The sequence below is a fragment of the Streptomyces ossamyceticus genome (assembly GCF_001418475.1).
GTDB lineage: Bacteria > Actinomycetota > Actinomycetes > Streptomycetales > Streptomycetaceae > Streptomyces > Streptomyces ossamyceticus.
The window spans coordinates 1-26,087 of the sequence record NZ_LIQX01000022.1; the positions used below are offsets into that span (position 1 = coordinate 1).

Annotated in this window: 25 protein-coding genes and 1 pseudogene; 5 read left to right on the forward strand and 21 right to left on the reverse strand. The window is 72.5% G+C overall.

Going from position 1 to position 26,087, the window contains the following annotated elements; all coding sequences use genetic code 11:
* Nucleotides 1-21: 21 nt before the first annotated feature.
* Nucleotides 22-1,641: an ABC-F family ATP-binding cassette domain-containing protein gene (locus tag AOK15_RS01915; protein ID WP_055512011.1), complete on the reverse strand. Its 1,620-nt coding sequence runs from the start codon at nt 1,639-1,641 to the stop codon at nt 22-24.
* A gap of 617 nt (nt 1,642-2,258) precedes the next feature.
* On the opposite strand from AOK15_RS01915, the gene AOK15_RS01920 reads away from it, so the two are divergent.
* The 3 genes from AOK15_RS01920 (at nt 2,259) to AOK15_RS01930 (ending at nt 4,941) form a co-directional block, all read left to right on the forward strand.
* The gene (locus AOK15_RS01920; RefSeq protein ID WP_055512012.1) at nt 2,259-3,746 is read left to right on the forward strand and encodes a bifunctional phosphatase PAP2/diacylglycerol kinase family protein; all 1,488 of its coding nucleotides are present in this window, start codon (nt 2,259-2,261) and stop codon (nt 3,744-3,746) included.
* Nucleotides 3,747-3,906: 160 nt separating this feature from the next.
* A complete protein-coding gene (locus AOK15_RS01925) occupies nt 3,907-4,728 on the forward strand; it encodes a class I SAM-dependent methyltransferase (RefSeq protein ID WP_055512014.1) in 822 nt (273 codons plus the stop codon).
* A gap of 42 nt (nt 4,729-4,770) precedes the next feature.
* Nucleotides 4,771-4,941 carry a hypothetical protein gene (locus tag AOK15_RS01930; protein WP_055512015.1) on the forward strand — a complete coding sequence of 57 codons (171 nt, stop codon included), beginning with the start codon at nt 4,771-4,773 and terminating at the stop codon, nt 4,939-4,941.
* A gap of 46 nt (nt 4,942-4,987) precedes the next feature.
* Here AOK15_RS01930 and AOK15_RS01935 read toward each other — a convergent pair whose 3' ends face one another.
* From AOK15_RS01935 to AOK15_RS01995, 13 genes are all read right to left on the reverse strand, one after another.
* The gene (locus tag AOK15_RS01935) at nt 4,988-5,269 is read right to left on the reverse strand and encodes a gas vesicle protein K (protein WP_055512017.1); all 282 of its coding nucleotides are present in this window, start codon (nt 5,267-5,269) and stop codon (nt 4,988-4,990) included.
* A complete protein-coding gene (locus AOK15_RS01940; protein WP_055512018.1) occupies nt 5,266-5,454 on the reverse strand; it encodes a gas vesicle protein in 189 nt (62 codons plus the stop codon). Before AOK15_RS01940 ends, AOK15_RS01935 begins: the two co-directional genes overlap by 4 nt.
* Nucleotides 5,451-6,245: a GvpL/GvpF family gas vesicle protein gene (locus tag AOK15_RS01945; RefSeq protein ID WP_055512020.1), complete on the reverse strand. Its 795-nt coding sequence runs from the start codon at nt 6,243-6,245 to the stop codon at nt 5,451-5,453. Before AOK15_RS01945 ends, AOK15_RS01940 begins: the two co-directional genes overlap by 4 nt.
* Nucleotides 6,242-6,607 (reverse strand): gas vesicle protein, encoded by a 366-nt coding sequence (locus AOK15_RS01950; protein ID WP_055512022.1) that lies wholly within the window; start codon nt 6,605-6,607, stop codon nt 6,242-6,244. The genes AOK15_RS01945 and AOK15_RS01950 overlap by 4 nt, the downstream gene beginning before the upstream one ends.
* Nucleotides 6,604-7,809: an SRPBCC family protein gene (locus AOK15_RS01955; protein ID WP_055512059.1), complete on the reverse strand. Its 1,206-nt coding sequence runs from the start codon at nt 7,807-7,809 to the stop codon at nt 6,604-6,606. The genes AOK15_RS01950 and AOK15_RS01955 overlap by 4 nt, the downstream gene beginning before the upstream one ends.
* Entirely contained in the window at nt 7,802-8,476 is a 675-nt protein-coding gene (locus AOK15_RS01960; RefSeq protein ID WP_055512023.1) for a hypothetical protein, read from the reverse strand. The genes AOK15_RS01955 and AOK15_RS01960 overlap by 8 nt, the downstream gene beginning before the upstream one ends.
* Nucleotides 8,476-8,736 carry a gas vesicle protein GvpG gene (locus AOK15_RS01965; protein WP_055512025.1) on the reverse strand — a complete coding sequence of 87 codons (261 nt, stop codon included), beginning with the start codon at nt 8,734-8,736 and terminating at the stop codon, nt 8,476-8,478. Before AOK15_RS01965 ends, AOK15_RS01960 begins: the two co-directional genes overlap by 1 nt.
* A gap of 43 nt (nt 8,737-8,779) precedes the next feature.
* Nucleotides 8,780-9,535 (reverse strand): GvpL/GvpF family gas vesicle protein, encoded by a 756-nt coding sequence (locus AOK15_RS01970; protein ID WP_055512027.1) that lies wholly within the window; start codon nt 9,533-9,535, stop codon nt 8,780-8,782.
* Nucleotides 9,532-9,957 carry a gas vesicle structural protein GvpA gene (locus tag AOK15_RS01975; RefSeq protein WP_055512029.1) on the reverse strand — a complete coding sequence of 142 codons (426 nt, stop codon included), beginning with the start codon at nt 9,955-9,957 and terminating at the stop codon, nt 9,532-9,534. Before AOK15_RS01975 ends, AOK15_RS01970 begins: the two co-directional genes overlap by 4 nt.
* A 93-nt stretch (nt 9,958-10,050) precedes the next feature.
* Nucleotides 10,051-10,467 (reverse strand): gas vesicle protein GvpO, encoded by a 417-nt coding sequence (locus AOK15_RS41625; RefSeq protein WP_079058251.1) that lies wholly within the window; start codon nt 10,465-10,467, stop codon nt 10,051-10,053.
* Nucleotides 10,468-10,529: 62 nt separating this feature from the next.
* Entirely contained in the window at nt 10,530-11,468 is a 939-nt protein-coding gene (gene ligD, locus AOK15_RS01985) for a non-homologous end-joining DNA ligase (protein ID WP_055512032.1), read from the reverse strand.
* 42 nt (nt 11,469-11,510) lie between these two features.
* Nucleotides 11,511-13,358 carry a transketolase gene (locus AOK15_RS01990; protein ID WP_055512034.1) on the reverse strand — a complete coding sequence of 616 codons (1,848 nt, stop codon included), beginning with the start codon at nt 13,356-13,358 and terminating at the stop codon, nt 11,511-11,513.
* Complete coding sequence (locus AOK15_RS01995) at nt 13,355-14,869, reverse strand: NAD(P)/FAD-dependent oxidoreductase (RefSeq protein ID WP_240508267.1); 1,515 nt, start codon at nt 14,867-14,869, stop codon at nt 13,355-13,357. Before AOK15_RS01995 ends, AOK15_RS01990 begins: the two co-directional genes overlap by 4 nt.
* 231 nt (nt 14,870-15,100) lie before the next feature.
* On the opposite strand from AOK15_RS01995, the gene AOK15_RS02000 reads away from it, so the two are divergent.
* Nucleotides 15,101-16,060, forward strand: a complete 960-nt coding sequence (locus AOK15_RS02000) for an LLM class F420-dependent oxidoreductase (RefSeq protein WP_055512037.1) — start codon at nt 15,101-15,103, stop codon at nt 16,058-16,060.
* A 162-nt stretch (nt 16,061-16,222) separates the two neighbouring features.
* On the opposite strand, the gene AOK15_RS02005 is transcribed toward AOK15_RS02000, so the two are convergent.
* A complete protein-coding gene (locus tag AOK15_RS02005; RefSeq protein WP_240508268.1) occupies nt 16,223-17,266 on the reverse strand; it encodes an SDR family oxidoreductase in 1,044 nt (347 codons plus the stop codon).
* A gap of 6 nt (nt 17,267-17,272) precedes the next feature.
* Nucleotides 17,273-17,782 (reverse strand): phage holin family protein, encoded by a 510-nt coding sequence (locus AOK15_RS02010; RefSeq protein WP_055512039.1) that lies wholly within the window; start codon nt 17,780-17,782, stop codon nt 17,273-17,275.
* A gap of 146 nt (nt 17,783-17,928) precedes the next feature.
* On the opposite strand from AOK15_RS02010, the gene AOK15_RS46015 reads away from it, so the two are divergent.
* On the forward strand, nt 17,929-18,282 hold the full coding sequence (locus AOK15_RS46015; protein WP_055512041.1) for a VOC family protein: 354 nt from the start codon (nt 17,929-17,931) through the stop codon (nt 18,280-18,282).
* Nucleotides 18,283-18,313: 31 nt separating this feature from the next.
* On the opposite strand, the pseudogene AOK15_RS41630 reads toward AOK15_RS46015, so the two are convergent.
* The 5 genes and pseudogenes from AOK15_RS41630 to AOK15_RS02035 form a co-directional block, all read right to left on the reverse strand.
* Nucleotides 18,314-18,804: pseudogene (locus AOK15_RS41630) on the reverse strand (arginase family protein); the annotation flags it as partial.
* Between the two features lie 27 nt (nt 18,805-18,831).
* Nucleotides 18,832-23,415 (reverse strand): FtsK/SpoIIIE domain-containing protein, encoded by a 4,584-nt coding sequence (locus tag AOK15_RS02020; protein WP_055512043.1) that lies wholly within the window; start codon nt 23,413-23,415, stop codon nt 18,832-18,834.
* A 60-nt stretch (nt 23,416-23,475) separates the two neighbouring features.
* Nucleotides 23,476-24,723 carry a hypothetical protein gene (locus AOK15_RS02025; RefSeq protein ID WP_055512045.1) on the reverse strand — a complete coding sequence of 416 codons (1,248 nt, stop codon included), beginning with the start codon at nt 24,721-24,723 and terminating at the stop codon, nt 23,476-23,478.
* Entirely contained in the window at nt 24,720-25,295 is a 576-nt protein-coding gene (locus AOK15_RS02030) for a sigma-70 family RNA polymerase sigma factor (RefSeq protein WP_063798929.1), read from the reverse strand. Before AOK15_RS02030 ends, AOK15_RS02025 begins: the two co-directional genes overlap by 4 nt.
* 363 nt (nt 25,296-25,658) lie before the next feature.
* On the reverse strand, nt 25,659-25,964 hold the full coding sequence (locus AOK15_RS02035) for a hypothetical protein (protein WP_055512049.1): 306 nt from the start codon (nt 25,962-25,964) through the stop codon (nt 25,659-25,661).
* Nucleotides 25,965-26,087: the final 123 nt, after the last annotated feature.

Here is a 26,087-nt window from a genome sequence, read left to right on the forward strand (position 1 = left end):
GACCCTCATGCAAGATCGAGGCTAGCGGGCGCGCTCCACCCTGCGCTCGTCCCACACCGGCTCCGGGGTCTCCCGGACCCGGCCGTCGGAGCCGAAGACGAGATAACGGTCGAACGAACGCGCGAACCAGCGGTCGTGGGTGACCGCGAGCACCGTGCCCTCGAAGGCCTCCAAACCCTCCTGGAGGGCCTCCGCCGACTCCAGGTCGAGGTTGTCGGTCGGCTCGTCGAGGAGCAGGGCGGTGACTCCCTGGAGTTCCAGGAGGAGGATCTGGAAGCGGGCCTGCTGGCCGCCGGAGAGCCGGTCGAAGGGCTGTTCTGCCTGTCTGGTCAGCTCGTAGCGGCGCAGCCGTGACATGGCGGCGCCCCGGTCCTGCGCGTGTTCCTTCCACAGGATGTCGAGCAGGGTCCGCCCCTGAAGCTCCGGATGGGCATGCGTCTGCGCGAAGTGCCCGGGGACGACCCGGGCACCGAGCTTCCACTGGCCCGAGTGGGCCACGTCCTCACCGGCGAGCAGCCGCAGGAAGTGCGACTTGCCAGAGCCGTTGGAGCCGAGGACGGCGACCCGCTCGCCGTAGAAGACCTCCAGGTCGAAGGGTTTCATCAGCCCCGTCAGTTCGAGCCCGGCGCAGGTCACGGCCCGTACGCCGGTACGGCCGCCCTTGAGCCGCATGGTGATGTCCTGCTCGCGCGGCGGCTCGGGCGGCGGCCCGGCCTCCTCGAACTTGCGCAGCCTCGTCTGGGCGGCGGCGTACCGCGAGGCCATCTCATGGCTGACCGCGGCGGCCTGCCGGAGCGTCAGCACGAGCTTCTTCAGCTGGGCGTGCTTCTCGTCCCAGCGGCGGCGCAGTTCCTCGAACCGCTCGAACCGCTGCCGGCGGGCCTCGTGGTACGTGTCGAACCCGCCGCCGTGGACCCAGGCGTCGGCGCCCGCCGGGCCCGGTTCCACGCTCACGATCTTCTGGGCGGCGCGGGAGAGGAGTTCCCGGTCGTGGGAGACGAACAGGACGGTCTTGCGGGTCTCCGCGAGCCGTTCCTCCAGCCAGCGCTTGCCGGGGACGTCGAGGTAGTTGTCGGGCTCGTCGAGGAGGAGCACCTCGTCTGTGCCGCGCAGCAGCGCCTCCAGCACGAGCCGCTTCTGCTCACCGCCGGACAGGGTCCGCACCTGCCGCCACTGCGCCTTCTCGTACGGCATGCCGAGGGCGGCCGTGGTGCAGATGTCCCACAGGGTCTCGGCCTCGTAGCCACGGACCTCGGCCCAGTCGGAGAGGGCCTGGGCGTAGGCGAGCTGGGCCGCCTCGTCGTCGACGGTCATGATCCCGTGCTCGGCCGCGTCGACGGCGCGGGCGGCCTCCCTGATGCCGGGCTGCGCCACGGACACGAGCAGGTCCCGGACGGTCGTCTCGTCGCGTACGGAGCCCACGAACTGGCGCATCACGCCGAGCCCGCCGGTCACGGTGACCGATCCCCCGTGGGGCTTCAGCTCCCCGGAGATCAACCGCAGCAAGGTGGTCTTCCCGGCGCCGTTGGGACCCACGAGGGCGACCACGGCCCCCTCCCCCACCCGGAACGACACATCGCCGAGCAAGGCCCTCCCGTCGGGAAGGTAGTACTCCAGATGCGCCGCCTCGAGATATCCCATGCGGCGCATTCTCCGAGCCCCGCGAACCCGGAAGCAAACCGATAAGCCACACCGCGGCCGGCACCTTGGTCACGACACGGGGGGCCAGCTCCCAGCACCACGGCCACGGCACCGGGGGGCCAGCGCCCAACACCACGTCCACGGCCACGGCACGGGGGGAGCCACCCAGCGCCACGGCCACAACATCGGGGGGCACCGCCCAGCACCACGGCCACAACATCCGGGGGCACCGCCCAGCACCACGACCACGGGACGGAGGGCACCGCCCAGCACCACAGCCGCGACACTGGGTGCACCGCAAGGCACCCCGGCCACGAGCCCGGAACCACCCGGCGTCTCAGCCGCTGACCGGCGCATGCCCCCGCCCGGCCATGGACGAGCGTGCGCGCTCCCCCGGCCGCGACAGGGCCGCGCTTCTCCCGCCTCGCCACGGGCGGCCGCGCCTCCGGAGCCGCCTCGGCGCCCACGCCCACGCCGGCCCCCATCCGCCTCCCGGCGACCGCACCTCCGGGGGCATGTCCCCGCCCCCTTCCGTCCGCATCCGGCTCCGGTGGGCCGGTGGTCCGAGGGCACCCCCGCCCGACACGGTTTGCGCACCATGGGGTACCCGTGGAGCCATGACCGCAGACGTCGACCTCACCGTCCGCCCGCCGGGCCACCACATCCTCCGGGACCGTTTCCTCGCCGCGGACAGCCGCCTCTTCAACGCGGTGGCGACCCGCGACTGGCCGGGCGCCCACCCCATGCTGCCGAGGCTGAGCCGCGCCGCCAACCACGGCGTCCTCTGGTTCGCCACCGCGGCCGTGATCGCCGCGACCCGCAGCCCGAGGGCCCGCCGGGCCGCCGCCCGCGGCGTGGCCTCCCTCGCCCTCGCCTCGGCGACGATCAACACCCTCGGCAAGCGCACGGTGCGCCGCCCCCGCCCGGTCCTGGACAACGTCCCCGTCATGCGCCAGCTGAAGCGCCAGCCGATCACCACGTCGTTCCCGTCGGGTCACTCGGCCTCCGCCGCCGCGTTCGCGACCGGCGTGGCCCTGGAGTCCCGCGGCTGGGGCGCGGCGGTCGCCCCGCTCGCGACCGCCGTCGCGCTGTCCCGCGTGTACACGGGCGTGCACTTCCCTAGCGACGTCCTGGTCGGCGCCGCGTTCGGCGTGGGCGCCGCCTACGCAGTCCGGGGCATGGTGCCGACCCGCGACCAGCTGGCGCCCCCCGGCCGCCCCCGCGCGGACGCGCCCGCGCTGCCGGACGGCGAGGGCCTGGTCATGGTCGCCAACACCGCCTCCGGTACGGCCGACCGGGTACGCGCCCTGCGGGACACCCTCCCCGGCGCCCAGACGGTGGAGTGCGAACCGGAGGACCTGCGCGCCGAGTTGGAGAAGGCCGCCGCCCACGCCCGGGTGCTCGGTGTGTGCGGTGGCGACGGCACGGTGAACGCCGCCGCCGAGGTCGCCCTGCGCCACGGCCTGCCCCTGGCCGTGCTGCCCGGCGGCACGCTCAATCACTTCGCGCACGACCTCGGCGTGGAGGACGTCCGCGATCTCAGCCGCGCCCTGCGCCGGGGCGAGGCCGTCCGGGTGGACGTGGGCCACTTCCGGTCCGGTGAGACGGAGGGCCATTTCGTCAACACGTTCAGCGTGGGCGTGTACCCGGAGCTGGTGCGGGAGCGCGAGCGCTGGCAGCGGATGTTCGGCGGCTGGCCGGCCGGGGTGATCGCGGCGGTGCGTGTCCTGCGCTCCGACCGCCACCCGCTCCAGGCCACGTTCCAGGGCCGGCCGCGCCCGATCTGGCTGCTGTTCGCGGGCAACGGCACCTACCACCGGCTGGGCCTGGCCCCCGGTCACCGTTTCGACCTCGCCGACGGGCTGTTCGACGTCCGTGTGGTGCACGGCGGGCGCCGTCCGGCGCTGCGGCTGCTGGCGGCGGCCCTCGCCGGCCCGCTGACCCGCTCCCCCGCGCACGCCGCGGTCCGGGTGAACCGGCTCCGCATCGAGGGCGTCACACCGGGCACCCCGCTGGCGTACGACGGCGAAGTCACCGAGGTGCACGGCGATCTGACGCTGCAGAAGCTCCCGGAGGCGCTCACGGTCTACCGGCCTCTCGGCTGACCCCGGGCGGGCGTTGGGCGGGCGGTCCGGCGACCGCCCGCCCGTTCAGCTGTCGTCCAACCGCCCACCCATTCAGCCGCGTCCAGTATTCAAGACAGCGGTCTCAATATTCGGCATGGGCGCGTACGGTTCCCCCAGGACCTGGAGAAGGGGAACGGCCATGTCGAAAGCGCGGGAGACCGCCGTCTACACGCACGGGCACCACGAGTCGGTACTGCGGTCGCACACCTGGCGGACGGCCGCCAACTCGGCTGCCTACCTCCTCGGTTCACTGAAGCCGCACATGAAGGTCCTGGACATCGGGTGCGGCCCCGGCACGATCACCGCGGACCTCGCCGCCCTGGTCCCGGACGGCCACGTCACCGGCGTCGACCACGCCCCCGGCATCCTGGAGCAGGCGCGGGCCACGGCCGCCGAACGGGGCCTGACCAACGTGGACTTCGCGGTCGCCGACGTCCACGCGCTGGACCATCCGGACGACACCTTCTGCGTGGTCCACGCGCACCAGGTGCTCCAGCACGTCGGCGACCCCGTGCAGGCGCTGCGCGAGATGGCGCGGGTGACCAGGCCCGGCGGTCTGATCGCGGTCCGCGACTCGGACTACGCGGCGATGACGTGGTTCCCGCGGTCGGCGGGCATGGACGACTGGCTGGACCTGTACCGGCGGGTGGCCCGGGCGAACGGCGGCGAACCGGACGCCGGGCGCCGGCTGAAGTCCTGGGCCCTGCGGGCGGGGCTCACCGACATCACGGCCACCTCCTCCACCTGGACGTACTCCACCGCCGAGGAGCGGGCCTGGTGGAGCGGGCTGTGGGCGGACCGCACGGTCGCCTCCGCGTACGCCGCGCGGGCCACCGAGGGCTGTCACGCCACCGAGGAGCAGCTGCGGACGATCGAGGCGGCGTGGCGGGAATGGGGGCGGCAGGAGGACGGCTGGTTCGCCGTCCTGCACGGAGAAATTATCTGCCGCAAGCCCGCCTGAATCCGGGAATTCTGGAAACCCGAACCATCAGGAGGTTCACCGATGGTTCCCATCCTGCTGGTACTGCTGCTGGCACTGATTCTTTTCGGTGCCGGATTCGCGGTGAAGGTTCTCTGGTACATCGCATTGGCCGTTCTGGTCCTGTGGCTCCTCGGATTCCTGCTGCGCGGTACGACCGCAGCCGGGGGCAGGGGCCGCTGGTACAGGTGGTGAAGGAACTCCCCGGAGACCGGGCACGATGAACCGCCGAAGGGCGGGCTCACTCCCTGGGGAGCAGCGGTCCGAGCGGCCCGAGGTCCAGATTGAGGTCCTCGGGCCGCAGGCCGTAGCGCTCGCGCAGCTCGGTCATCCGGTCGTCCAGCAGCATCAGGGTGAGCCCGATGCGCTCCTCCTGCTCCTCGGTGAGCTCCCCGGTGTCGAACCGGCGCACCGCCTGCCGCTCCATGAGCTGACGGAGCAGTTCGACCACGGTGAGGACCAGCTTGACCAGGTCGCGTTCCACCGTGTCGGGTTCCAGTTCGAGACGGTTGCGGCCAGTCACTCGCTGCCTCCCCAGGGTGCGGGCACATTCGCGTTCACGGAGCTGATGAGCGCGTTCAGGTCGATACGGACGAGGTCGACGTCCGCGATGCGCAGGGTGAGGTCGCCGGTGATGACGACCCCGCCGGCGAGCAGCCGGTCGAGCAGGTCGACGAGGGCCACCTCCCGGCGTTCTATGACGGTCACGAATTCTCTCCGCTCATGCCATCGGATTCCCTGTCGCCGGGCTCCTCACCACTGAAGGAATAGGCGGCCCAGGGTCCGGTGAGTTCCACGCGCAATCCGGGTTCCTCGTTCTTCGTGCGGTCCACGAGTTCCACGAACTCCTCGGAATTCCGGCGCGGCACCAAATAGGCCGCGTTCAGCACGTTGCGGCCGGGCGCGCCGGAGAGGGCGGAATTCTGGGGTGCGTGCAGCCGGGTGTCCTCCGCGCATTCCGAGAGGGTCTCGTGCAGTCGGCGGGCGAACCGGTCGGCCTTCTCCCACATCTCCTCGTGAGCCTGCCGACTGCGCCGCCGCTGCCGCAGATAGTCCCGCCCGCTGGTGACCTTCGCCGGCTCCCGGGGCTGTTCCTCGGCCTCCGGTTCCGCGTACACCTTGACGCCCCACTCCACCCGGCCCGACAGCCGGTCCAGGGTGCGCAGGAAGCCCTCCTCGCGGGCCTCCAGCATGACCCGTACGCCGCTGTCGTCGTGGAAGACGGTGCCGAGGCGCAGCGGGAGCGGGGTGGTGACCACGGTGAGCGCGTCGATCACGTTCTGGTGGGCGTGGGCGGTCTCGGTCAGCCAGTCGAGGTCCTCCAGGTGGGCGCGGAGCGGCTGCTCCGCGAAGTCCCGCTCGGGCACCTCGCTGACGACGGCGATCAGGTCGTGGTGGCGCAGCAGCCGGGGAGGGGCACCCCCGACCCCCGTGATCTGGGACTGGAGCGGCGCGTCGAAGGGCCTGCACACGGCGTACACGTAGCGCAGTCCGGTCATGAGGGCTCCTCTCTGGCACGGCCGCGCTCGACGGCCGGCTCCGGCTCACGCCGGGGACGGCCGTCGTCCAGCTCGGCGAGCCGGGCGCGCAACTCGGCGTTCTCCCGGGAGAGTTCGTCGCGGCGGGCGTGCGACGACAGGGCCGGGTCGGTCTCCCACCAGTCGATCCCCATCTCCTTCGCCTTGTCGACGGAGGCGACGATGAGGCGCAGTTTGATGGTGAGCAGTTCGATGTCGAGCAGGTTGATCCGGATGTCGCCCGCGATCACCAGACCTTTGTCCAGTACACGCTCCAGGATGTCGGCGAGGTTGGCGCTGCCGTTCTGGCCGTACGGCTCGGGGACTCGGCTGGGGAAGGTCACCGGCGGCTCCCGCCCACGGCGGCCTGTTCCTCGTCCTCATAGTCGTACGGTTCCTCGTCGCTGTCCTCCTCGACGTCGTCCTCGTACGCGTCCTCCGCCTCGTCGGGGTCCTCGGAGTCCTCCTCGTACGCGTCCTCGGCGTCCTCGTCGTCCGCGTACGCGTCCTCGTCGGCCTCGTCGGCGTCCCGGGGCTCGTCGTCGGCCTCCTCGTCGTCGTAGGCGCCCTCGTCGTCCTCGTAGGCGTCCTCGCGTTCGTCGCGGGCCTCGTCGTCGTCACGGGACTCTTCGCGCTCCTCGTCCGCCACCACGTCCTCGTGGGAGCGCACGACCTCGCCGTCACGGATCTCCCCGCGCCAGCCTTCCTCCGCTTCACCCTTAAGAGTGACAAAGCGGGCGAAATGTTTGAGGTCGAGCCGAGCACGGCGGCCCTGGGCGCGCCAGAGGTTGCCGGTCTTCTCGAACAGGCCCTTCGGGTAGTACTCGATCACCAGCAGCACCCGCGTGAGGTTGTCCGCGAGCTCGTGGAAGGAGACCGTGCCCTTCGTGGTGCCCTTGGCGCCCTCGGACGTCCAGGTGATCCGGTCATCGGGCACTTGTTCGGTCGTGTGCGCCTTCCAGCTGCGGTTGGACCAGAAGACCTTCAGCTGCCAGTCGGAGTGGGTGTCGTCGGCCCGGCCGGCGCTCTTGACGCCCTTGGCGAAGGTGCTGAAGTCCTGGTAGCGGGTCCACCGGTCGTACGCGGTGCGCACGGGCACCCCCACGTCGACGGACTCCAGGATCACGGTGGGCTTGCTGCCCGCCCCGCCCCCGCGGCCGCCCTTGCCGCCGAGGTTCTTCAGGGCGCCCAGCACGTTGTCCTTGGCCCGGCCCGCGCCCACCTCCAGGGCGGTGCGCAGCGGCCCCTTGCCCTCGGCGAGCTTGCGGCCGCCCTCCAGGGCGAGCTGGGCGAAGCCGGGGCTGTTGCCGTCGGCGATGTCGTTCAGCTTGCCGGTGGTCTCGCCGAGCTTGCGGCCCAGGCCGACCAGCATCCGCTGGGCCTGCGCGGCCAGGAACTCCCGCGCCTCCTCCTTCAGATGATCGACGGCGGGGCTGTGGGCGAGGTCGGACAGCGGGGTGCCGTTCGCCGCGCCCTTCGCCGAGTCGGTCGCGCCCTTCGCCGTCCTCGTCGCGCGGCCGGTCGCCGCGCCCAGGGTGTCAGTCATCGCCACCGCCTCCCCTCGTGGCCCGCGGCCGGGTGGCCTTGCGGGCGGTCTTCTTGGCCGGGGTGGTCTTCCTGGTGGCCGTCTTCTTGGCGGCGGCCTTCTTCGCCGTGCCCTTGCGCGGGGCGGCGGTCTTCTTCGCGGGGGCCTTCTTGACGGCCCGCGCGGCGCTCTTCCTCGCCGGAGGTTCGGGCTCCTCGCCCTCGTCGCCGGCCTCGGTGTCGTCCGCGTCGGAGCGGGCGTCAGAGCGCTCCTCGTCGCCCTCGTCTGACGCTTCGGCGCGCTCGTCCTCGTCCTCGTACGCGTCTTCGTGGGCGTCGTCGTCCTCGTCGCGCTCCGACCGCCCGGGGGCGGCTTCGGAGAGCTGGTCGCGCACCTGGGAGGTGCGGCCGTGCAGCCGGTCCGCCAGACCTTCGATCTGGCGTTCGACCAGGGCTCCGGTGGCCGCCTTGCCGACTCCGCGCAGATCACCGCGCAGCTGGTCCCCGATCTCCTTGAACTGCGGATTGTCCAGCAGTTGCCGGGACACCAGGTCCGCGATCGCCCGCGGACCGAGGTTCATCCGCTTGCCCGCCACCATGGTGCCGACCGCGAAGGCGAGCTTCAGTTTCTTCGTACGTCCGAGGACGTATCCGGCCCCGACAGCGAGGCCCAGTCCCACTCGGTTCATCATGTCGTCCCGTCGCCATTTCCCGTGCTCCTGCGCGCGCTGATCTCCAGCCGCTCCAGAAGCTCGTCCTCCAAGCGGTCGAACTCCTCCTCATCGATCTCGCCCGCGTCGAGCCGCTGCTCGAGGCGGGCGAGTTCGGCGCGGACGGCCGCCGGGTCGTAGTACTGGCGCTCGGCCTCGGCCAGCACCTGTCTCACCGCCCAGAGGCTGCCGCGCACCGGTGCGAACGGCAGCAGCAGCACCTCGGTGATCAGACCCATGCACTCGCCTCCTTCGACCTCGTGCGCCGTACGCGCGGCGCGATCAGTGCGCTGCCTCCGCCTCCGCGTGCTGGGCGGGGCCCGGCTCGACGAAGCTGTACGGCGGCAGCGGACCGTTGACCCGCAGTTCGATGTGCGGATGGCTCTTGCGGAACTGCTCCACGGCGGCGAGGAACACCTCGGCCGACCGCCGGTCGACCAGGTACGAGACGTTGGCCAGCCAGCCGGTGGACTCGGGGCCCACGCTGACGGCGGTCGCGGCGGCCTCCAGCGCCCGCTGGAGCTCCGCCCCGTCCTCGGCCTCCCGGTGCTGCACCGCGGCGGCGACCATCTCGCCGAGCCGCAGCCGGTCCTCGTAGGTGCCGCCGTCGGCCTTGCGATTGGTCTCCGCCAGCGCCCGCAGCTCGGCGTTCTCGCTCATCACGCGGTGCAGCACGCCCTGCTCGTCGTGGCTGGCCTTGACGTTGTACTCGACCTTGCCGTCGAGGGCTCCCAGCCGCTCCCGGTAGTGCTCGGCACGCTCGGCGAGCACCGCGGTGACGGCCGTGTCGTCCTGGGCGACGCTGCCGAACCGCATGGGCAGCACGGAGCCGCCGCCGCCCGCCTCGCTCAGCACGTTCTGGTGGGCGAGCAGGTCCTTGCGCTTGGGGCGCAGCCCCTCGGGGGCGTCGCTGACGATCGCCGCCAGGTCGCCCTCCTTCAGGATGCGCACGGGGCGCGGCGGGTCGCCGACCCCGCCCATGCCGTCGGGGAGAGCGGTGTGCGAGCCGGCCGTGATGCCGTAGACGTACGTGCTCACTCCTGTTCCTCCCTCTTGCGCGAGCTGGTGGTCTTGCGGGCCCGGGGTCGCGATTCGGTCTGGCCGTCGTCGCGGGCCTGCTTGAAGGCATCGGAGATCGTCTCGGCGGCGCCGGACAGCGCCCCCTTCGACTTGCCGCGCGCGCCGGACTCGGTGATCTCACCGACGAGGTCCGGCAGGCCGGGGTCCTTGCGCGGCCCGGCCTCCAGGTCGAGCCGGTTGCACGCCTCGGCGAAGCGCAGATACGTGTCGACGCTCGCGACGACGACCCGTACGTCGATCTTCAGAATCTCGATGCCCACGAGGGAGACCCGTACGAAGGCGTCGATGACCAGTCCTCGGTCGAGGACCAGTTCCAGGACGTCGTAGAGACCGCTGCTGCCGCCTCCACCGCCGGACTGCTGTGCCGGGACTACGGTCATGCCGGCTGTTCCTCCTTGTCTGGGGATGCTGATGTCTGGTGACGCCGGTGTCTGGTGATACCGGTGTCCGGGATGCCGGTGCCGGACGACGGCCTAGCGGCCGCCGGAACGACGTGGGTCGGCCCTCCCGCGTTCGTAGCGGCGGACGCGCCGGTAACCGGTGAGCTCACCGTCCGCGTCGAGCTCCACCTGGTAGCTCGCGAGCAGGCTCATCGTGTCGGGGACCCGGGCCATCTCCAGGACCTCGACCTCCAACGTCCAGCCGTCCTCGGTCTGTTCGAAGGACGACACGGACTCGGGCGCCATGCCGGTCAGCTCCGCGAGCTGGGTCCGCGCGTGGCGCAGTACCTGCATGGGGGTGGGACGGCTCTCGGCCGCCTCGCCCCGGGAGGGCTCGGACGACTCACGCCCCTCCTGAGGTTCGTCCGTTTCCCGTGATGTCTGGTTCTTCTGCGATGTCTGACTTTTCTGTGAACGCTGCGTCTTGGATGTGCTGGATGTGTTCGACATGGCCACCTCGAACACCGAGTGGCCCCCCGGCCGTTGACCAAACCTTCCGGGTGCGTACGGTCTCAACCGCGCAGCGTGCCGAGCCGCCGTCGGACCGGTCCGAGGGCGCGGGCCCGGCGCATCACCCCGGCCCAGGGGTCGGTGCGGGCCTGGTCGACGGCGTCCGCGATCGTCCAGCGGCGCGCGTCGACGGCGGGGTCGTCGAGCTGCTCCCAGGTGATCGGTGTGGCGACGGGGGCACCGGGACGGGCCCGTACGGTGAAGGGGGCGACCGCGGTCTGGGCGTAGGCGTTGCGCTGGATGTCGAGGTAGAGGCGCCCTCCCCTCTCCTTCTTGCGGACGGCGGTGGTGAGCCGCTCGGGATGGGCGCGGACCAATTCCTCGGCGATCTCCCGGGCGACGTCGCGCACCGCGTCGAAGTCGTCGTGCCCGTTCACCGGCACGACGACGTGCAGGCCCTTGGAGCCGGTGGTCATCGGCGCCGACGGCAGCCCCAGCTCGTCGAGCAGCTCCTTGACGTCGTGGGCCGCTCGGCGGACCTGGTCGAAGTCGTCCTCGGCCGGGTCGAGGTCGAGGACCATCCGGTCGGGCCGGTCGATCCGGCCGGTCCGGGAGAGCCAGCGGTGCAGGGTGACGCAGGCCTGATCGGCGAGGTGGACGAGGGTGGCGGTGTCGTCGCAGACCGCGTGGACGACCGTGCCGCCCTCCTTGGCCACCTCCACCCGCTCGATCCAGTCGGGATAGTGGTCGGGGGTGTTCTTCTGCATGAAGGTGGGGCCGCCGAGCCCGTCGGGGTGCCGCTCCAGCATCAGCGGGCGCCCGCGCAGATGCGGCAGCATGAACGGGGCGACGGCCCGGTAGTACGCCACGAGGTCGCCCTTGGTGTACTCCGTGCCGCCGCCGCGTCCCTGCCCATCGCCGTCCGCGGGGAAGAGCACCTTGTCGGGGCGGTGGATCTCCACCGCGCGCCGGCCGACCCGCAGGGTGCGTGCGGACCCCATGGTCAACTCCTCACTCCGGACGGACCGTTCCCGCCGCGCCGGTCAGGGCGCGATCGCGTGCTCCACCAGGAGGCGGCCGGCCGCCGCGATCGCCTCCGCGTCGATGCCCGCCTCGTGCAGCTGCTCCTCGGGGGAGGCGGAGCCCGGCATGTCCCGCACCGCGAGGCGCACCAGGCGGGGCACCGGCCGCCCGTCGGCGAAGGCCTCCAGGACCGCGTCGCCGAGGCCGCCTTCCGCATGGTGGTCCTCGACGGTGAGGAGGCAGCCGGTGCGCTCCGCGGCCTCCCGCAGGGTGCGGCGGTCGACGGGCTTGACCGAGTAGAGGTCGATCACCCGGATCGGGATGCCCTCGCGGCCCAGCGCGTCGGCGGCCTTCAGCGCCTCGTGGACGGTGATCCCGGCGGCGACGACGGTCAGCCGGTCGTCGTCCGAGGCACGCAGCACCTTGCTGCCGCCCACGGGGAAGTCCTCGGTCGGGCTGTAGACGACGGGGGTGTCGCCCCTGGACGTGCGCAGATAGCGGACGCCTTCGAGGTCGGCCATGGTGCCGACGAGCTTGGCGGTCTGGTTGGCGTCGCACGGGTACAGCACGGTCGAGCCGTGCACGGCACGCATCATCGCCAGGTCCTCCAACCCCATCTGCGAGGGCCCGTCCCGGCCGATCGCGACCCCGGCGTGCGAGCCGGCGAGATTGATGCCGGCCCCGCTGATGGAGGCCATGCGGACGAAGTCGTGGGCGCGGGTGAAGAACGCGGCGAACGTCGAGGCGAACGGCACCCAGCCGCGCGACGCGAGCCCCACCGACGTGGCCACGAGTTGCTGTTCGGCGATGTAGCACTCGAAGAACCGGTCGGGGTGTTCCTTGGCGAAGAACTCGGTACGGGTGGAGTCGCCGACCTCGCCGTCCAGGGCGACGACGTCGCCGCGGGCGCCGCCCAGCGCGGCGAGCGCCTGCCCGAAGGCGTCGCGGGTGGCCACCTCGTCGCCGATGTCGTACCGGGGCAGCTCCAGGTGCCCGGTCCGTACGGCGTGCAGCATCCGCGCGGCGGGCGGTTCGGGCACCTCGACGCGCAGGTCGCGCGGGCCGCCGAGTTCGGCGATCGCCTCGTCGGCGTCCTTGAGGGGCTTGCCGTGCAGCCCTTCGCGGTCCTGGACGGCCTCGACGCCCTTGCCCTTGAGGGTGCGGGCGAGGATCACGGTGGGCTGGCCCTTGGTGGACGCGGCCTCGCCGTAGGCGCGGTCGACGGCGTCCACGTCATGGCCGTCGATCTCGATCGTGTGCCAGCCGAAGGCGGCGAAGCGGCGGGCGTAGGCGTCCAGGTCGTGCCCGTGCCGGGTGGGGCCGCGCTGGCCGAGCCGGTTGACGTCGACGATCGCGGTCAGGTTGTCGAGGTGCTCGTACGCGGCGTGCTCGGCGGCCTCCCAGACGGATCCCTCGGCGAGTTCGCTGTCCCCGCACATCACCCAGACCCGGTAGCCGGTGCGGTCCAGCCGCTTCCCGGCGAGGGCGATACCGACGGCCACGGGCAGGCCCTGGCCGAGGGACCCGGTGGCCGTCTCCACCCAGGGCAGACGGCGCGGCGTGGGGTGCCCTTCGAGGCGGCTGCCCAGCTTGCGGTAGGTCATCAGCTCCGTCTCGTTGATCGCCCCGACCGCCTTGTACGCCGCGTACAGCAGGGGCGAGGCGTGGCCCTTGGACAGCACGAAGCGGTCGTTGCCGGGGTGCTCGGGCCGCTCGAAGTCGTAGCGGAAGTGCCGGGCCGTCAGCACCGCCATCAGTTCCGCCGCCGACATCGACGACGTGGGGTGCCCGGACCCGGCCGCCTGTGAGCAACGAATGCTGTCGACGCGCAACTGCTGGGCCAGCTCGTTCAGTTGACGACTGTTCATGAGTCTCCTTCCGCACCCGGTGCGGGCGTGTGCGAGGTGTCGGTCCGCTCCGGCGTACCCCGGCCGCGTGCCGCCCCGGTCGGTTCCGGGGTCTTCTTCCCGGCCGCGCCGTCTCCCGCGGAGGCGGCCTCGCCGGTCCTCCCGGGGGCGGCCGTGCCCGTGCTCCCGGAGGCGCTCCCGTGTCCGTCCGCCCCTGGCTCCGCGGGGGCGGAGGGTGCCTTCGCCAGTTCCGGGGAGGCCGTGTCCAGGGGGACCGACCAGGAGCGGACCAGGCCGAGTTGGACGCCCTGGCGGGGCAGGACCGCGTCGAGGAGCCAGTCGGCGGCGACGCGGACGCGGTTGCCGGGCATGGCGGCCAGGTGGTAGCCGCGGGTGACGACTCCGGCGACGGGACCGGACAGGGGGATGCCGAGGGGGTTGGCGGCGGCCTTGACCCCGCCGAGGTCCACGACGAAGCCCAGGTCGCTGTGGCGGTACGGCTTCGGCTCGCCGCGGCCCAGGGAGGCGGCCACGTTGAGGGCCGCGACCTTGCCCTGCCGCCAGGCGTGCTGGGCGGTCATCGGCGTGTACGAGCCGGGCTTGGTCAGATCGGGCACGGCGGCCGCGTCCCCGCAGGCGAACACCTCCGGGCGGCCGGGCACCTGGAGCGTGGGCTCGACGAGCAGCCGGCCGCGTTCCATGGGCAGCCCGAGCGACTCGGCGAGCGGATCGGGCCGTACGCCCACGCACCACACCAGGGTGCGGGTGTCGACGAACTCCCCGTCGCTCAGCAGCACTCCGGTGGGTGTCGCCTCCTTCACGGAGGTCCCCATCCGCACGTCGACGCCCCGCTGCCGCAGCACCCGGTCGGCGGTGACGGACAGCCTCTCGTCCATCTCCGGCATCACCCGCTCGGCGATGTCGAGCAGCATCCACCGGGGCCGTACACCGTCCCAGCGTGGCTGCCTGCGCACCAGCTCGTCGGTGAACAGCTGCCCCTGGGCGGCCACTTCGGTGCCGGTGTATCCGGCACCCACCACCACGAAGGTGCAGCGCGAGCGGCAGGCCTTGGGGTCCTCGGAGCCGGCGGCCAGCTCGACCTGCCGGGTCACGTGGTCGCGCAGGTACAGCGCCTCCGGCAGACCGCGGAAGCCATGGGCGTGCTCGGCGACACCGGGAATGGGCAGCAGCTTGTTGACGCTGCCGGCGGCGAGCACCAGCCGGTCGTAGGTCAGGGTGCCGACACCGCCCTCGGGGTCGGCGTAGCGCACGGTGTGTGCGTCGAGGTCGATCTCGTCGGCCTCGCCGAGCACCAGGCGCGTATGGCGCAGGGTGCCGGTGAGGGAGACGGTGACCCTGCGCGGTTCCAGGATGCCGGCGGCGACCTGGGGGAGCAGGGGCAGATACAGGAAGTAGTCGGTCGGGTTCAGCAGGGTGATGTCGGCCTTGTTCCGGGCCAGCCGCTCCAGGGTGCGGGCCGTCCGGTAGCCGGCGAAGCCGGCACCGACGATCACGATGCGGGGTCGACTCACGGTTCGCCTCCGGCGGGTCGCGCGTACGGAGTCCTCGGTCGTGGAGTCCTCGATGGTCCGATCCGGGCGTACGGCCTCGATCTCGGGGCTTGCGGCCCCCGCCGTACGGGCCTATCGCGTCCCCCTGGTGGGGGCGCCCAAACCGGCGGGGGCCGCCCGGGCCGTGGGTTTCCACCGTGACCTCCGGGTACCCGGACCGCGACCTGACCGGCACCAGCGGAGGACACCCCCATGCCCGAGTTCGGCTACTTCCTGGCGACCGAGGAGTTCGGTCCCGCTGACCTCATCGAGCAGGCGAGGATGGCCGAGCAGGCCGGATTCGACTGCCTGTGGATCTCGGACCACTACCACCCGTGGAACGACGAACAGGGCCAGAGCCCGTTCGTGTGGTCGGTGATCGGCGCTCTCTCGGAGGCCGTGTCACTGCCGGTCGAGACGGCGGTGACCTGCCCGACCGTCCGGATCCACCCGGCGGTGGTGGCGCAGGCCGCGGCGACCAGCGCGGTGATGACCGGGGGCCGGTTCCGGCTCGGCCTCGGCTCGGGCGAGGCCCTCAACGAGCACATCCTCGGCACTCACTGGCCGCCGGCGAGCGTGCGCCTGGAGATGCTGGAGGAGTCGATCCAGATCATGCGGCGCCTGTTCACCGGCGAGGAGGTCACCCACCACGGGCCCCACTACACCGTGGAGAACGCCCGCCTCTACACGGTCCCCGACGAGCCTGTCCCGATCGACATCTCCGGGTTCGGACCCAAGGCCGCCGGGCTGGCCGCCCGCGTCGGCGACGGCTTCATCACGATGGGCCCGGACGAGGAGATGGTGACGCAGTACCGCAAGGGCGGCGGGGGCGGCAAGCTCGTCAGCGGCGGTACGAAGGTGTGCTGGGGCCAGGACCGCGGGGAGGCCGTCCGTACGGCCCACCGCCTCTGGCCGAACCAGTATCTGCCCGGCGAGATGGGGCAGATCCTGCCGACGCCCCGCCACTTCGAGCAGCTGGGACCGCTGGTGCCCGAGGAGATGGTCGGCGAGAACACGGTGTGCGGCGACGACGTCGACGAGCACGTCCGTGAGCTGCGGACCTTCGTCGAGGCGGGTTTCGACCGCGTGTACGTCGGTCAGATCGGCCCCGACCAGCGCGGCTTCTTCGACTTCTACCGGACGAAGGTGCTGCCGCAGCTCCGCCAGGGCTGACGCCGGCGCACCCCCGGTTTCTCGGCCCAGATGGTGTCTTCTCTCCCCATCGTCTGGGCCGAGTGCACGAACGTAGGTGTCGAATGTGCTTACGGAAGTCGAGTCCGTGCACGGGAAGGCGGCCTCCGCGGGAGGCCGTCTTCCCCTCGTTCCTCGCTGTTCCTACCGGCGCGACGGCGTCCGGCCCAGGCGGCGCAGACCGGCGGTCAGCGCGGCGCCCAGCCCGCCGACCGCGACGACCGCGCCCACCCGGTCGCGGTTGCGTGACGCCCAGTCCTGCGCGCTCCTGGTCCGGGCCTCGTCGTCGAAGCGCCCGTGCGCCCCGTGGTCCCGGCCGTGGGGGCCGTCCGCGGGCACCCACAGGTTGCCGTTCCCCCGGTGCTCGCCCTGGTCCTGCTGGGAGGCGAACCCGGTGCGGCCGAGGTACCGGTCGAGCAGCCCCGGCGCGACGGCGTTGGCGATCAGGGTCGCCACGGTCGAGCCGCCCACCCGGTACTCGCGCCGCCTCCCGTGCCCGGCCGCGTGCACGATCGCCCGCGCGGCGACCTCCGGCTGGAAGATCGGGGCGACGGGCCGGGCCCGTCCCGGCAGCCGGCTCAGCACCCACTCGAACTGGGGTGTGTTCATGGCCGGCAGCTGCACCATGGTGGTCCGCACCCGCGTCCCGTCGTGCAGCAGCTCGCACCGCAGCGACTCGTTGAAGCCCTGGATCGCGTGCTTGGCTCCGCAGTACGCGGACTGGAGCGGGATCCCCCGGTAGGCGAGCGCCGAGCCGACCTGGACGATCGTGCCGCGGTCGCGGGGCAGCATGTGCCGCAGCGCGGCCCGGGTCCCGAACACATAGCCCAGGTACGTCACTTCGGTGACCCGCCGGAACTCGTCGGGGGTGATGTCCTGGAACGGCGCGAAGACCCCGGCGAAGGCGTTGTTGACCCAGACGTCGATGTGCCCGAAGACGTCGACGACCTGCTGGGCGGCGTCCTCCACCGCCTTGGCGTCGGCCATGTCGACGGGTACGACGAGTGCCTCGCCCCCGGCCCGCTCGACGTCGTCGGCGGCCGCGGCGAGACCCTCACGGCCCCGCGCGAGCAGCGCCACCCGGTCACCCCGGGCGGCGAACGCCACGGCGGTGGCACGGCCGACCCCGGCGCTGGCCCCGGTGACCACCACGGCCCTGCGACGGCGTCCCGTCAGCGCGGCGCCCACGGCACGTCACGCCCTGTGGTGCGGCGTCTCCGGGTCACCGCCCGGCGCGGGCGGCGCCCCGCCCGGCGTGCCCGGCACCGGCCCCGCGGCCGGGGCGACGGGCGGGACCGGCGGGTAACCGGCCGGTGCCTCACCACCCGGCGGCATGCCCGGCGCGATGTCGCCGGCGCCATGGTCATGGCCGGTGGCGCGCTCGGCCCCGTGCCCGGCGCCGGGCCGGGACGCGGAGGGACGGGCCGCGCCCCTCAGGACGTACGCCACGGCGCCGAGCACGACGGCCGTGATCAGCGCGGCGGCCCAGTCGGGCAGGGCGAGCGAGAGCGCCAGTCCGAGGGCGAGGGCCAGCGCGGCCCCCGCGTACAGGGCGAGGGCACCGGACGCGGCGTAGAGCGCGGCCCGGCGACGCTGCTTGCGGGTCTGCTGCCGCAGTTCGTCCCGCACGGTCTCGCGGGCCACCAGCGCCAGCTCGTCGACCAGGTGCTTGTCCAGATGTTCCAGATGATCCAAGCGGTCCATGCCGCCCGAGTACCCGATGCCCTCCCCGGGTAACGCGGCGCGCGTGCCCCGCGGGCGGACCCCCTCGCGGACCCCGCCGGCTCCGGCCGTCCGGGACGACCTCCCGCGTGGCCGGTCCGGGCGGCTTTCCAACTAGGCTTTTCCGCATGGAGATTCTCGGAACCACGCTCCGTATCTGCGTCGACGACCTTGAGGCCGCGGTGCCGTTCTACGAGAGACTCTCGGGCGCACCGGCGATGCGCTTCGAGCGCGGTGGCGTCCAGGTCGCCGCCGTGGGGTGCTTCCTGCTGATGAGCGGCCCGGAGTCCGAGCTGGAGGTGCTGCGGAAGGTGGCCGCGACCCTCGCGGTCGAGGACGTCGACGAGGCGAACCGGGTGCTCACCGCCTCCGGTGCCCGGGTCCTGGCGGGCCCGGTGCCGACGCCCGTCGGCCGCAATCTGATCGCCGTGCACCCGGACGGCTCGGTGTACGAGTACGCCGACCGTCGCGCGCCGGGATAGCCCCGGCGGCGCCTCGGCTCCCGGGCCGACCGGCGAACGCGGCGACCACGATGTCCGTGAGCAGCGCGCCCGCCGTGCCGTCCGGGTCGAGATCGGGGTCGTAGACGGTGACGTCGAGGCCGACGCAGTGCGGGTGACGTCACCAACGGGCCGAGCAGCGCGGTCAGTTCGTCGGGGAGCAGTCCGTCGGGGTCGGGGCTGTCGACGGCGGGCATGTCGGACGGGTCGAGTACGTCGGGGTCGAGGTGCACCCGGAAGCCGCCGAGTTCGGGCGTCCCGTAGCTCTGGGCGGTGACCCGGGCGAGGTCGTCCGGGTCCCACGTGCGCAGGTCACCGACGGTCACCACGGGGATCTTCAGGTCGGCCGGCTCGGTCCGGTCGTCCTCGAAGGCGTCCCGGACGCCGAAGAGGCGCACGTCCTCGTCGCGCGGATACGGCTTCAGGCCCTCCAGGTCGGTGAGGCCGTCCTGTCCACGGCCGGTGGCGAGGGCCCCGTTCCTCGCCACCGGCCGGCCCAGCCCTGTGCGCGGCCGTCCGGAACCGGACCCGTCAGTCGAAGTCGGTCTCGGGGATCTGCACGTTGATCAGCTCTCCCGAGCCCGGGTCGACGGTCAGCCCCCGTCCGGGCCTGCGGTTGCGCAGGTGGGCGTGGGTCAGGCGTACCCCCAGGACGTCTCCGTCCATCAGGCTCTGGGCTTCCAGCAGCACACCTCTGCGCTGCCGTTTCAGGGCACCCAGCCATCCCATCGCTCCCGCCATGGTGTCCCCCGTGGCCGCGGCTGCGAGTCCGATGCCGCGTTCCCTGCCTGACTCGGCCAGGGCGCGTAGATCCTGGTCGAACTCCGGCAGCGCCACCAGGTCGGCGTCGTCGACGAGCACCACGCGGGGCTCGCCGCCGCTCCCCAGGGCGGCGGCGAACTCCCGTGCCGTGGGCACCCGTGACGTGAGCAGTTCCACCCCCGGATGCCCGTCCAGTGCGCGCAACGGCGACTCCCGGGGCGTGAGGACGACGAGCCGGGTACCGGAGGCGAGCAGGGAGACCGCGAGGCCCGCCAGCGTGGTGCTGCGGCCCGAGCCGGGAGGTCCGGCGACCACGAACGTCGGCGACTGGGCGAAGTCCACCCCCACCGGCGCGACATCGTCACCGCCCAGCCCCAGCAGGCCCCACAGGGGCCGGCGGAACTCCTCGCCCACCTTCTCGTACGCCTCCGTGAAGGCCACCTTCGCGGGCAGCGAGCCGATACGGACGGGCCGGCGGGCGGCGGGCAGCCCCGCGTCGCGACGGGTCGCGTCGTCGCCGATCGCGCGCAGCGCCTCCGCCTGCTCCTGACCGGTTGCACCGGGCCCGAGCAGCGCGACCTGGATCTCGGTGCCGTCGGAGGTCCAGCCCTGTCCGGACTTGATGACATCGGGCATCTCCGCCGGGCGTCTGCCCACGAGGTGGTAGTCGCTGCGGTCGTTCAGCCGCAGTAGCAGTTTGTTGTCGTTGAGCGCGCTGGCCCGCGAGGCGAGCAGGGCGCGCTCGGACGTGGCGACGACGTGCAGTCCCGAAGCGGCTCCCTCTCGCAGGAAACGGTTGAGCTGGTCCATCAGCCGGCCGCCGTGGTGATCGGCGATGAGGTCGACGAGTGCGTCCCAGCCGTCGATGAACAGCAGGACGTGGGCCGGGCGGGCCGCCGCGGGGACGATCTCGCGCAACTCCGCCAGGTTCGCCGCGTGATGCCGGGTCAGCAGTTCCTGTCGGCGCCCCAGTTCGGCGTCGAGCCGGGCGAACAGCCGCTCCAGCCGCTCGGTGTCACCCCGGAGCACGACGGCGCCGCAGTGGGGCAGCACACCCAGGGCGGACAGCGCGCCGCCCGCGAAGTCGACGCCGTACAGGTGCACGTCCGCGGCGCAGTGGCCACGGGCCAGTGCGCCGGCCATGGTCCGCAGCACCTGCGACCGCCCCGAGCGCGGGATGCCGATGACGTACAGGTGACCGAAGGTGTCGAGGTCCAGTTGGACCGGCAGTTGCGCCTGCGAGCCCGGCAGGTCCGACAGCGCCCAGGACACGGGGGCCAGTCGGGCTCCGCCGGGCTCTTCGGGCTGCGGCAGGTCGGCTATGAGCACATTGCTGTCGAGCGGAGGCAGCCAAGGGCTGGGCTGGGGCAGACAGTCCAGAAGTTCCGTCGCCTCACGGACCGCCTCCACCAGCGCGTTCAGGTCGGTGGGGAGGTCGTCGTCGACGGCGGCACGGGGCTCCTCGACGGTGTCCGGCACTCCGACGGTACGGCCGAGGCGCTGCCACGGCAGTGCGGTTCCCCAGACCCGGGGCCTGTCCGTCTCGTCCGCCCGCTGCCGCTCCTGCCTCGGCGCGGCCCCGGGCCGGGTCGCACCGCAGTAGGCGGTCTGGAAGGGGACGACCGTGCCGTGCCCGAGCCGGGCCAGGGCCCGGCCGGGGGTGTTCGGGGAGATGCTGACGGCGTCCTTGGTGTCGATGACGTCCTGGCTCTCGCCGGAGTCGGTGACGCGCAGGGCGATCCGCAGGTTGGTGTTGGCGCGGATGTCGGCGTTGACCACACCGGCCGGACGCTGGGTGGCGAGGATCAGGTGGATGCCCAGGGACCGGCCGCGCTGGGCGATGCCCACCAGGCCGGGGATGAAGTCCGGGATCTCCCGGTACAGGGTGGCGAACTCGTCGATGACGATGACGAGCCGGGGCACGGGCCGCAGCTCCGGGTTCCGGCGGCGCATGCTCTGGTACTCGGGCAGGTCCTTGGCAGCGGCGGCCGCCAGGATGTGCTCGCGGCGGAGCAGTTCGGCCGACAGCGAGGTGAGTGCGCGCTGCACGAGGTGGCTGTCGAGGTCGGTGACCATGCCGAGGGTGTGCGGCAGCTTCACACAGTCCTTGAAGGCGCTGCCGCCCTTGTAGTCGACCAGGACGAAGGTCAGCTCGTCGGGCCGGTTGACCGCGGCGAGCGAGGCCACGAAGGTCTGCAGCAGCTCCGATTTGCCGGACCCGGTGGTGCCCGCCACCAGGCCGTGCGGGCCGTCCTTCACCAGGTCGAAGGCGGCAGCGCCGTCGTAGCCCACGCCGAGCAGCAGCGAGGTGGACGACGGGCGCTCCGCCCAGCGGGCGGCGATCATCTTGCCGTTCGGCTCCGGCATGTCCAGCAGGTCGAGCAGGCCGACGCTGCCGGGCAGGCCCTCCGAGGCGTCCGGGGTGACGTCGTGGATCGGGGCGATACCCCGGGCAAGACGCTCGCACCACGCGGGTTCGACCAGGTCGGGGCGGATGTCGGGGACGTCGGGCCGTCCGGTGCGGCGCAGGGTCAGCCGGTGGTTCTCGTACCGGACGACCGCGGTGCACTCCTCGGGGAGGAGGCGTTCCTCGTGGTCGAGGCACAGGGGGAAGATCCGTGCGGCGGGCCCCTCCTTCAGGATGGAGACGACACCGGGGACGTCGCGCAGACGGCGGGCGCCGTCCATCACGACCAGTACGTCCGGTTCGCTGAGCAGCGCCTTGCTCATGGTCGACTCGGCGGCCCGCTGGCGGGTGCGCAGGGTGGAGACCAGTTCGGCGACCCGGTTCGCCACCGTCTCCGGGTCGTTGCCGATGAGGGTGACGGCGCCGCCGCGGGATCCGGGCAGACCGTCCCTCGCATGCGGCAGCCAGCAGGCCCACTCCCAGGACTCCTGGGACGCCTTGTCGGTGAGTACGACGATCCGCAGGTCGCGGGGGGTGTGCAGCACGGCGGCCTGGGCCGTCATCCAGCGCGCCAGCGCCTGGACCGGTCCGGTCTCCCCGGACACGCCCACCACACCGCACGTCTCCAGGTCGACGCTGACGGGTGCGTCCGGGATGGTCCAGTGGACGGCTGTGTGGTTGTCCTCGCGCGCCGTGTCGTCGATGCCGAGGAGGGACGGCTGCTCGGCGGTGCCGATGCGCAGGGCGAGGTGGTCCGGGTCGCCGCGGCGCCGTTCCCACAGCCGGTGGCCGGGGCCGACCGCCCACAGTCCGGCCAGCGCGGGGTCGGGTGCGTTCTCGGTGCGCAGCCGCTGCTCGGTGGCGACCTTGTTCCGGACGTCCTCCTCCAGTGAGGAGCGGCGCAGGCGGTAGACGCGGCACCTGTCCTCGTGGTCCAGGCGTGCCTGGCGCCGCCCGCTGAGGTGGTTCGCCGCCATGAGTATCGGCGACAGGAGCATGAAGACCAGGTAGAAGTACGAGTTCCAGAAGAGGACCATGACGAGGCCGAAGACCATCGGGGCGAACGCCACGAGCAGCGGAATGGGCCTGCGCCGGAGCGGCTCGGGAGGTGCCGGCAGCCGGAACCGCTCGGGCGCCAGGTGCGGCAGGATGCGCGGCGGGCGGTTGTAGTCCAGGCCCCCGCCGCCCTCGGACGGCACCACCGCGGCGTCCCTCGGGGTCGGTTCGGCCAGTCGCAGCAGAAACGCGCCGAGCCGGAGCTCGGCACCGACGGGCCAGGGTTCCCAGCCGTCGGGGAGGAGAGCGGTGGCCCACGGTTCGTCGGCGGCCTGCTCCTCCTCGTCGTCCTCGGCCACGAGCGGCAGCAGCGGGATGTCGGGCTTGCCCCGGTGCTCCGGCGGCTCCGGGACGGACAGCCGTGCCGTGCCGTCGGCCGGGAGTTCGACGATCGCCGATCCGTCCGGGCACACGGTGATCCGTACACCGTCGGACGGAACGCCGCGGCCGTGCAGCGGTACGGCAGAGCCCTCCAGCGGGCCGATGCCGTGGGTGCCGACGCCGAGCGCGTACACCCGTCCGGCATCCGGTCCGCCCACCACCTGCAGTTCGACGACCGGTGCGTGGTCGACCCGCTGCGGCTGCGGCATCGCGGAACGCTCGGGACCGTACTCCAGTCCGGCCCGCGGAACGGGAGCACCGAGACCGACGACGCTGCCGTCCATGATCCGGGTGGCGGCCAGCGGCGCCCCGGGGGGCAGCGGTTCGTCTCCCAGATAGCAGGCGGGCGCGGTGGGCGCCTTGTCCGTGCCCGGCGCCTGTGTCCCGGCCCGCATCCGGGCCAGGTGTTCGGCGACCTCCCGCACGGGAGTGGTGGCGTCGGCGCTCAGCACGACGTCCTGACGGCTTGAGAGATCGCCGTCGGTGACGGTGGTGATGAGGAGTTTCACGTCTCCCCTTCGGGTGGTTCGGAGGTGAGCAACGGGACGGGGTGGCGGAGCGGCGCGGGGCTACTGCTCATCGGTGGAGGAGGCCCGGGCGGGGCGCGTCCTGGCGGTGGCCGGTTCGGACAGCAGGTCGGCACCGGTCACGGTCAGGGCCGGGGCCGGCTGTACGGGTTCCTCCACGAGTTCGGGTGAGCGGACCGCCCGCCGCTCCTCCGGTAGCGCGCGCGGTTCGAGGGCCCGCTCGGCCGGTCGGTGCCGCTCGGGTGCGCGGCGGGAGCGGCGTCGGTCCGCCCGTACGGCTGCGGCGACGGCTCTGCCGAGTGGGGCGCAGTCCGCGCGCAGTCCGAGTTCCGGAGCGGTGACCCGGCCACGGGCGTCGACACGAAGGGCCCAACTGTGCACGGGTACGGGACCGTCGACGAGACAGACGACGGCGCCCGAGGCGGTGAGCGCCCCCAGCCGCCGGGTCTGTTCCCGGGTGGGTGCGGCGCAGACCACGACCCTGGTGGTGGCGGTGGCCGCCTCCTCCCTCTCCGCGGGGGACGTGTCCTCCAGTTCTCGCAGCACCGCCTCGAGCCGCTCCCCGTGGTAGTGCGCGTGCACGCCGTCCGTGACGGTCACCGAGGCTCCGCTGCCCGGCCGGTCGAGCTGCGCGGCCAGTGCGTGGAGCAGGCGGGTCCGTCCGGCGGAGTCACCTTCGACCGTGACCATCCGTGGTCCGGCGGCCAGGTCCAGGTGGACGCAGGCGTCGTCCGCCATGCCGACGGCGACGGGCAGCGGTCGGACGCGGGCGCCGGCCCGGGGTGCGGCGTCGGGCAGGGCCGCACCGTCCAGGCGGTCGAGTTCCAGGTACCAGGACTGCGGGCCGGGTCCCTCGTCGGCCTCCCAAGGGGCGGGGGGCTCGGGCAGCCGGCGGGCGGCGATCTGCACAAAGGCCCCTCCCGGCTCCGTCCGCAGCCCGTAGGGGAAGGCCCCGGGCACGTCATCGAGGGCTGCCCCGGCCGCGTCCAGCAGCCGCCGCACCAGCAGGCCCGCCCGGGGAGCGCACAGGTGGCGGGCCAGGGCCCGTACTCCTCGGCGATGGCGCCGGAAGGCACGCAGCGGCTCGCCGAACGCCTGCCGGGTCAGGGTGAGCTCCCGGGCGACGCGGCGCCGGCACCGTCGCCGGCCACCGCACTTTCGTACGAAGTACCGCAGCAGGAGGAACAGCAGCAGGAGCACGACGACAGCGACCAGGATCCCCGTCATCAGCGACTTGTCGGGCCTGGCCAGCGCGATCAGGCGCCAGTCGGGGCGGGTACCCGCCGTCATGCCGCCACCATCGTGTGCTGAGGGTGCCGTCGGCGCAGCTCGCGTATCGCGTGGTGGGCGCGGGACTTCACCGTACCCGGCGGGATGGACAGGGCGTCCGCGGCGTCCGGGCCGGTCCAGCCCAGCATGTAGACGTAGAAGAGCACCTCGCGGTGGGACGGTGAGAGCCGGGAGAGGGCGTGCACGAGGAAGCAGCGGTGAACCGCCTGGCTGATCGGGTCGACGGGTTCGGCGTGTGTCTCCAGGAGCTCCTGGTTGAGCTCGGGGCGTGCCTGCTCACGTCGTGTCCAGTCGATCACCAGGTTGTGCGCCACCCGGAACAGCCAGGCCCGGGAGGGCGACCAGTCCGGCGGCTGGTCCGCGAAGCACAGCCAGGCGCGCAGCAGTGTCTCCTGGACGAAGTCCTCGGCGCGCTGCCGGTCGCCGCGCAAGAGTCCGCTGACGTAGCGCAGGAGCGGCTCACGGTGTCGCTCGTAGAGCACACGGACCGGCCCGTCACCGGACGGAACGGCCTCACCGCGCCTGGGAGCGCTCCCAGGCGGGCCGGATGGGCTGGATGGGGACGTACTCATGGATTGCCTCCCCCGGTACCGGCCTCGGTCTGCGAGCCGGTCCCGTCAGGCGCCGCGCGTCGCGGCATGAATCGAGCAATGCGAGTGCAGGCACCCAGGCCCTTCCGTACCCACAAACGGAATCGGTAGTTCCTGTTCCTGTTGAGGCGTGAGTCTATGTGCGCCGCGACGACTTTCAAGAGGCTGTGAGGTGAACGTGAGGTTCCACATGCGACCGTGATCCGGGTGCGACGATCTGGTCACCTGGCGTTCGGTCCGTCGGCCGGCTCCGGCGCCCGGTGGGCGCAGCCGGAACAGGCAAAGGGGTGCCGACCCGGGAAGGGGATTCCGGGCCGGCACCCCTGGATGATGCGATGTCGTCGGTCACCTACCAGCAGGGATACTGCTCGCGATCTGGCCGTCCAGGTTCTTCACGGAGTCCTTGACCGACACGAACTGCTTGGCGAACTCCCTGATGTTCTGTACCGCCTCCGTCACCGACTTGTTGAAGTTCATGTAGGAGTCCTGCAGCGCGGGGCTGGACTGCTGCAGCACCAGGCCGTTGCCGAGGAGATCCACGACATCCCGCTGCAGACTCTCCAGCTGGGGCACGAGCGTGCTGTCGACAGCGGTGGTGAGCTTGGCGGCCGTGGCGTCCACCTGCTCGTCATCGACGTGGGTCTTGCCCATGGTGTCCTCTTTCGCGTTTCGGTACGTCCGGTCATGCGACCGGTGCACGGTGGTGATGGTGGAACCGCCGCAACGCGACCGGGAGGGCAGCGCTGCGGTGGAGCCCTGTGAGCGCCCGAGGGA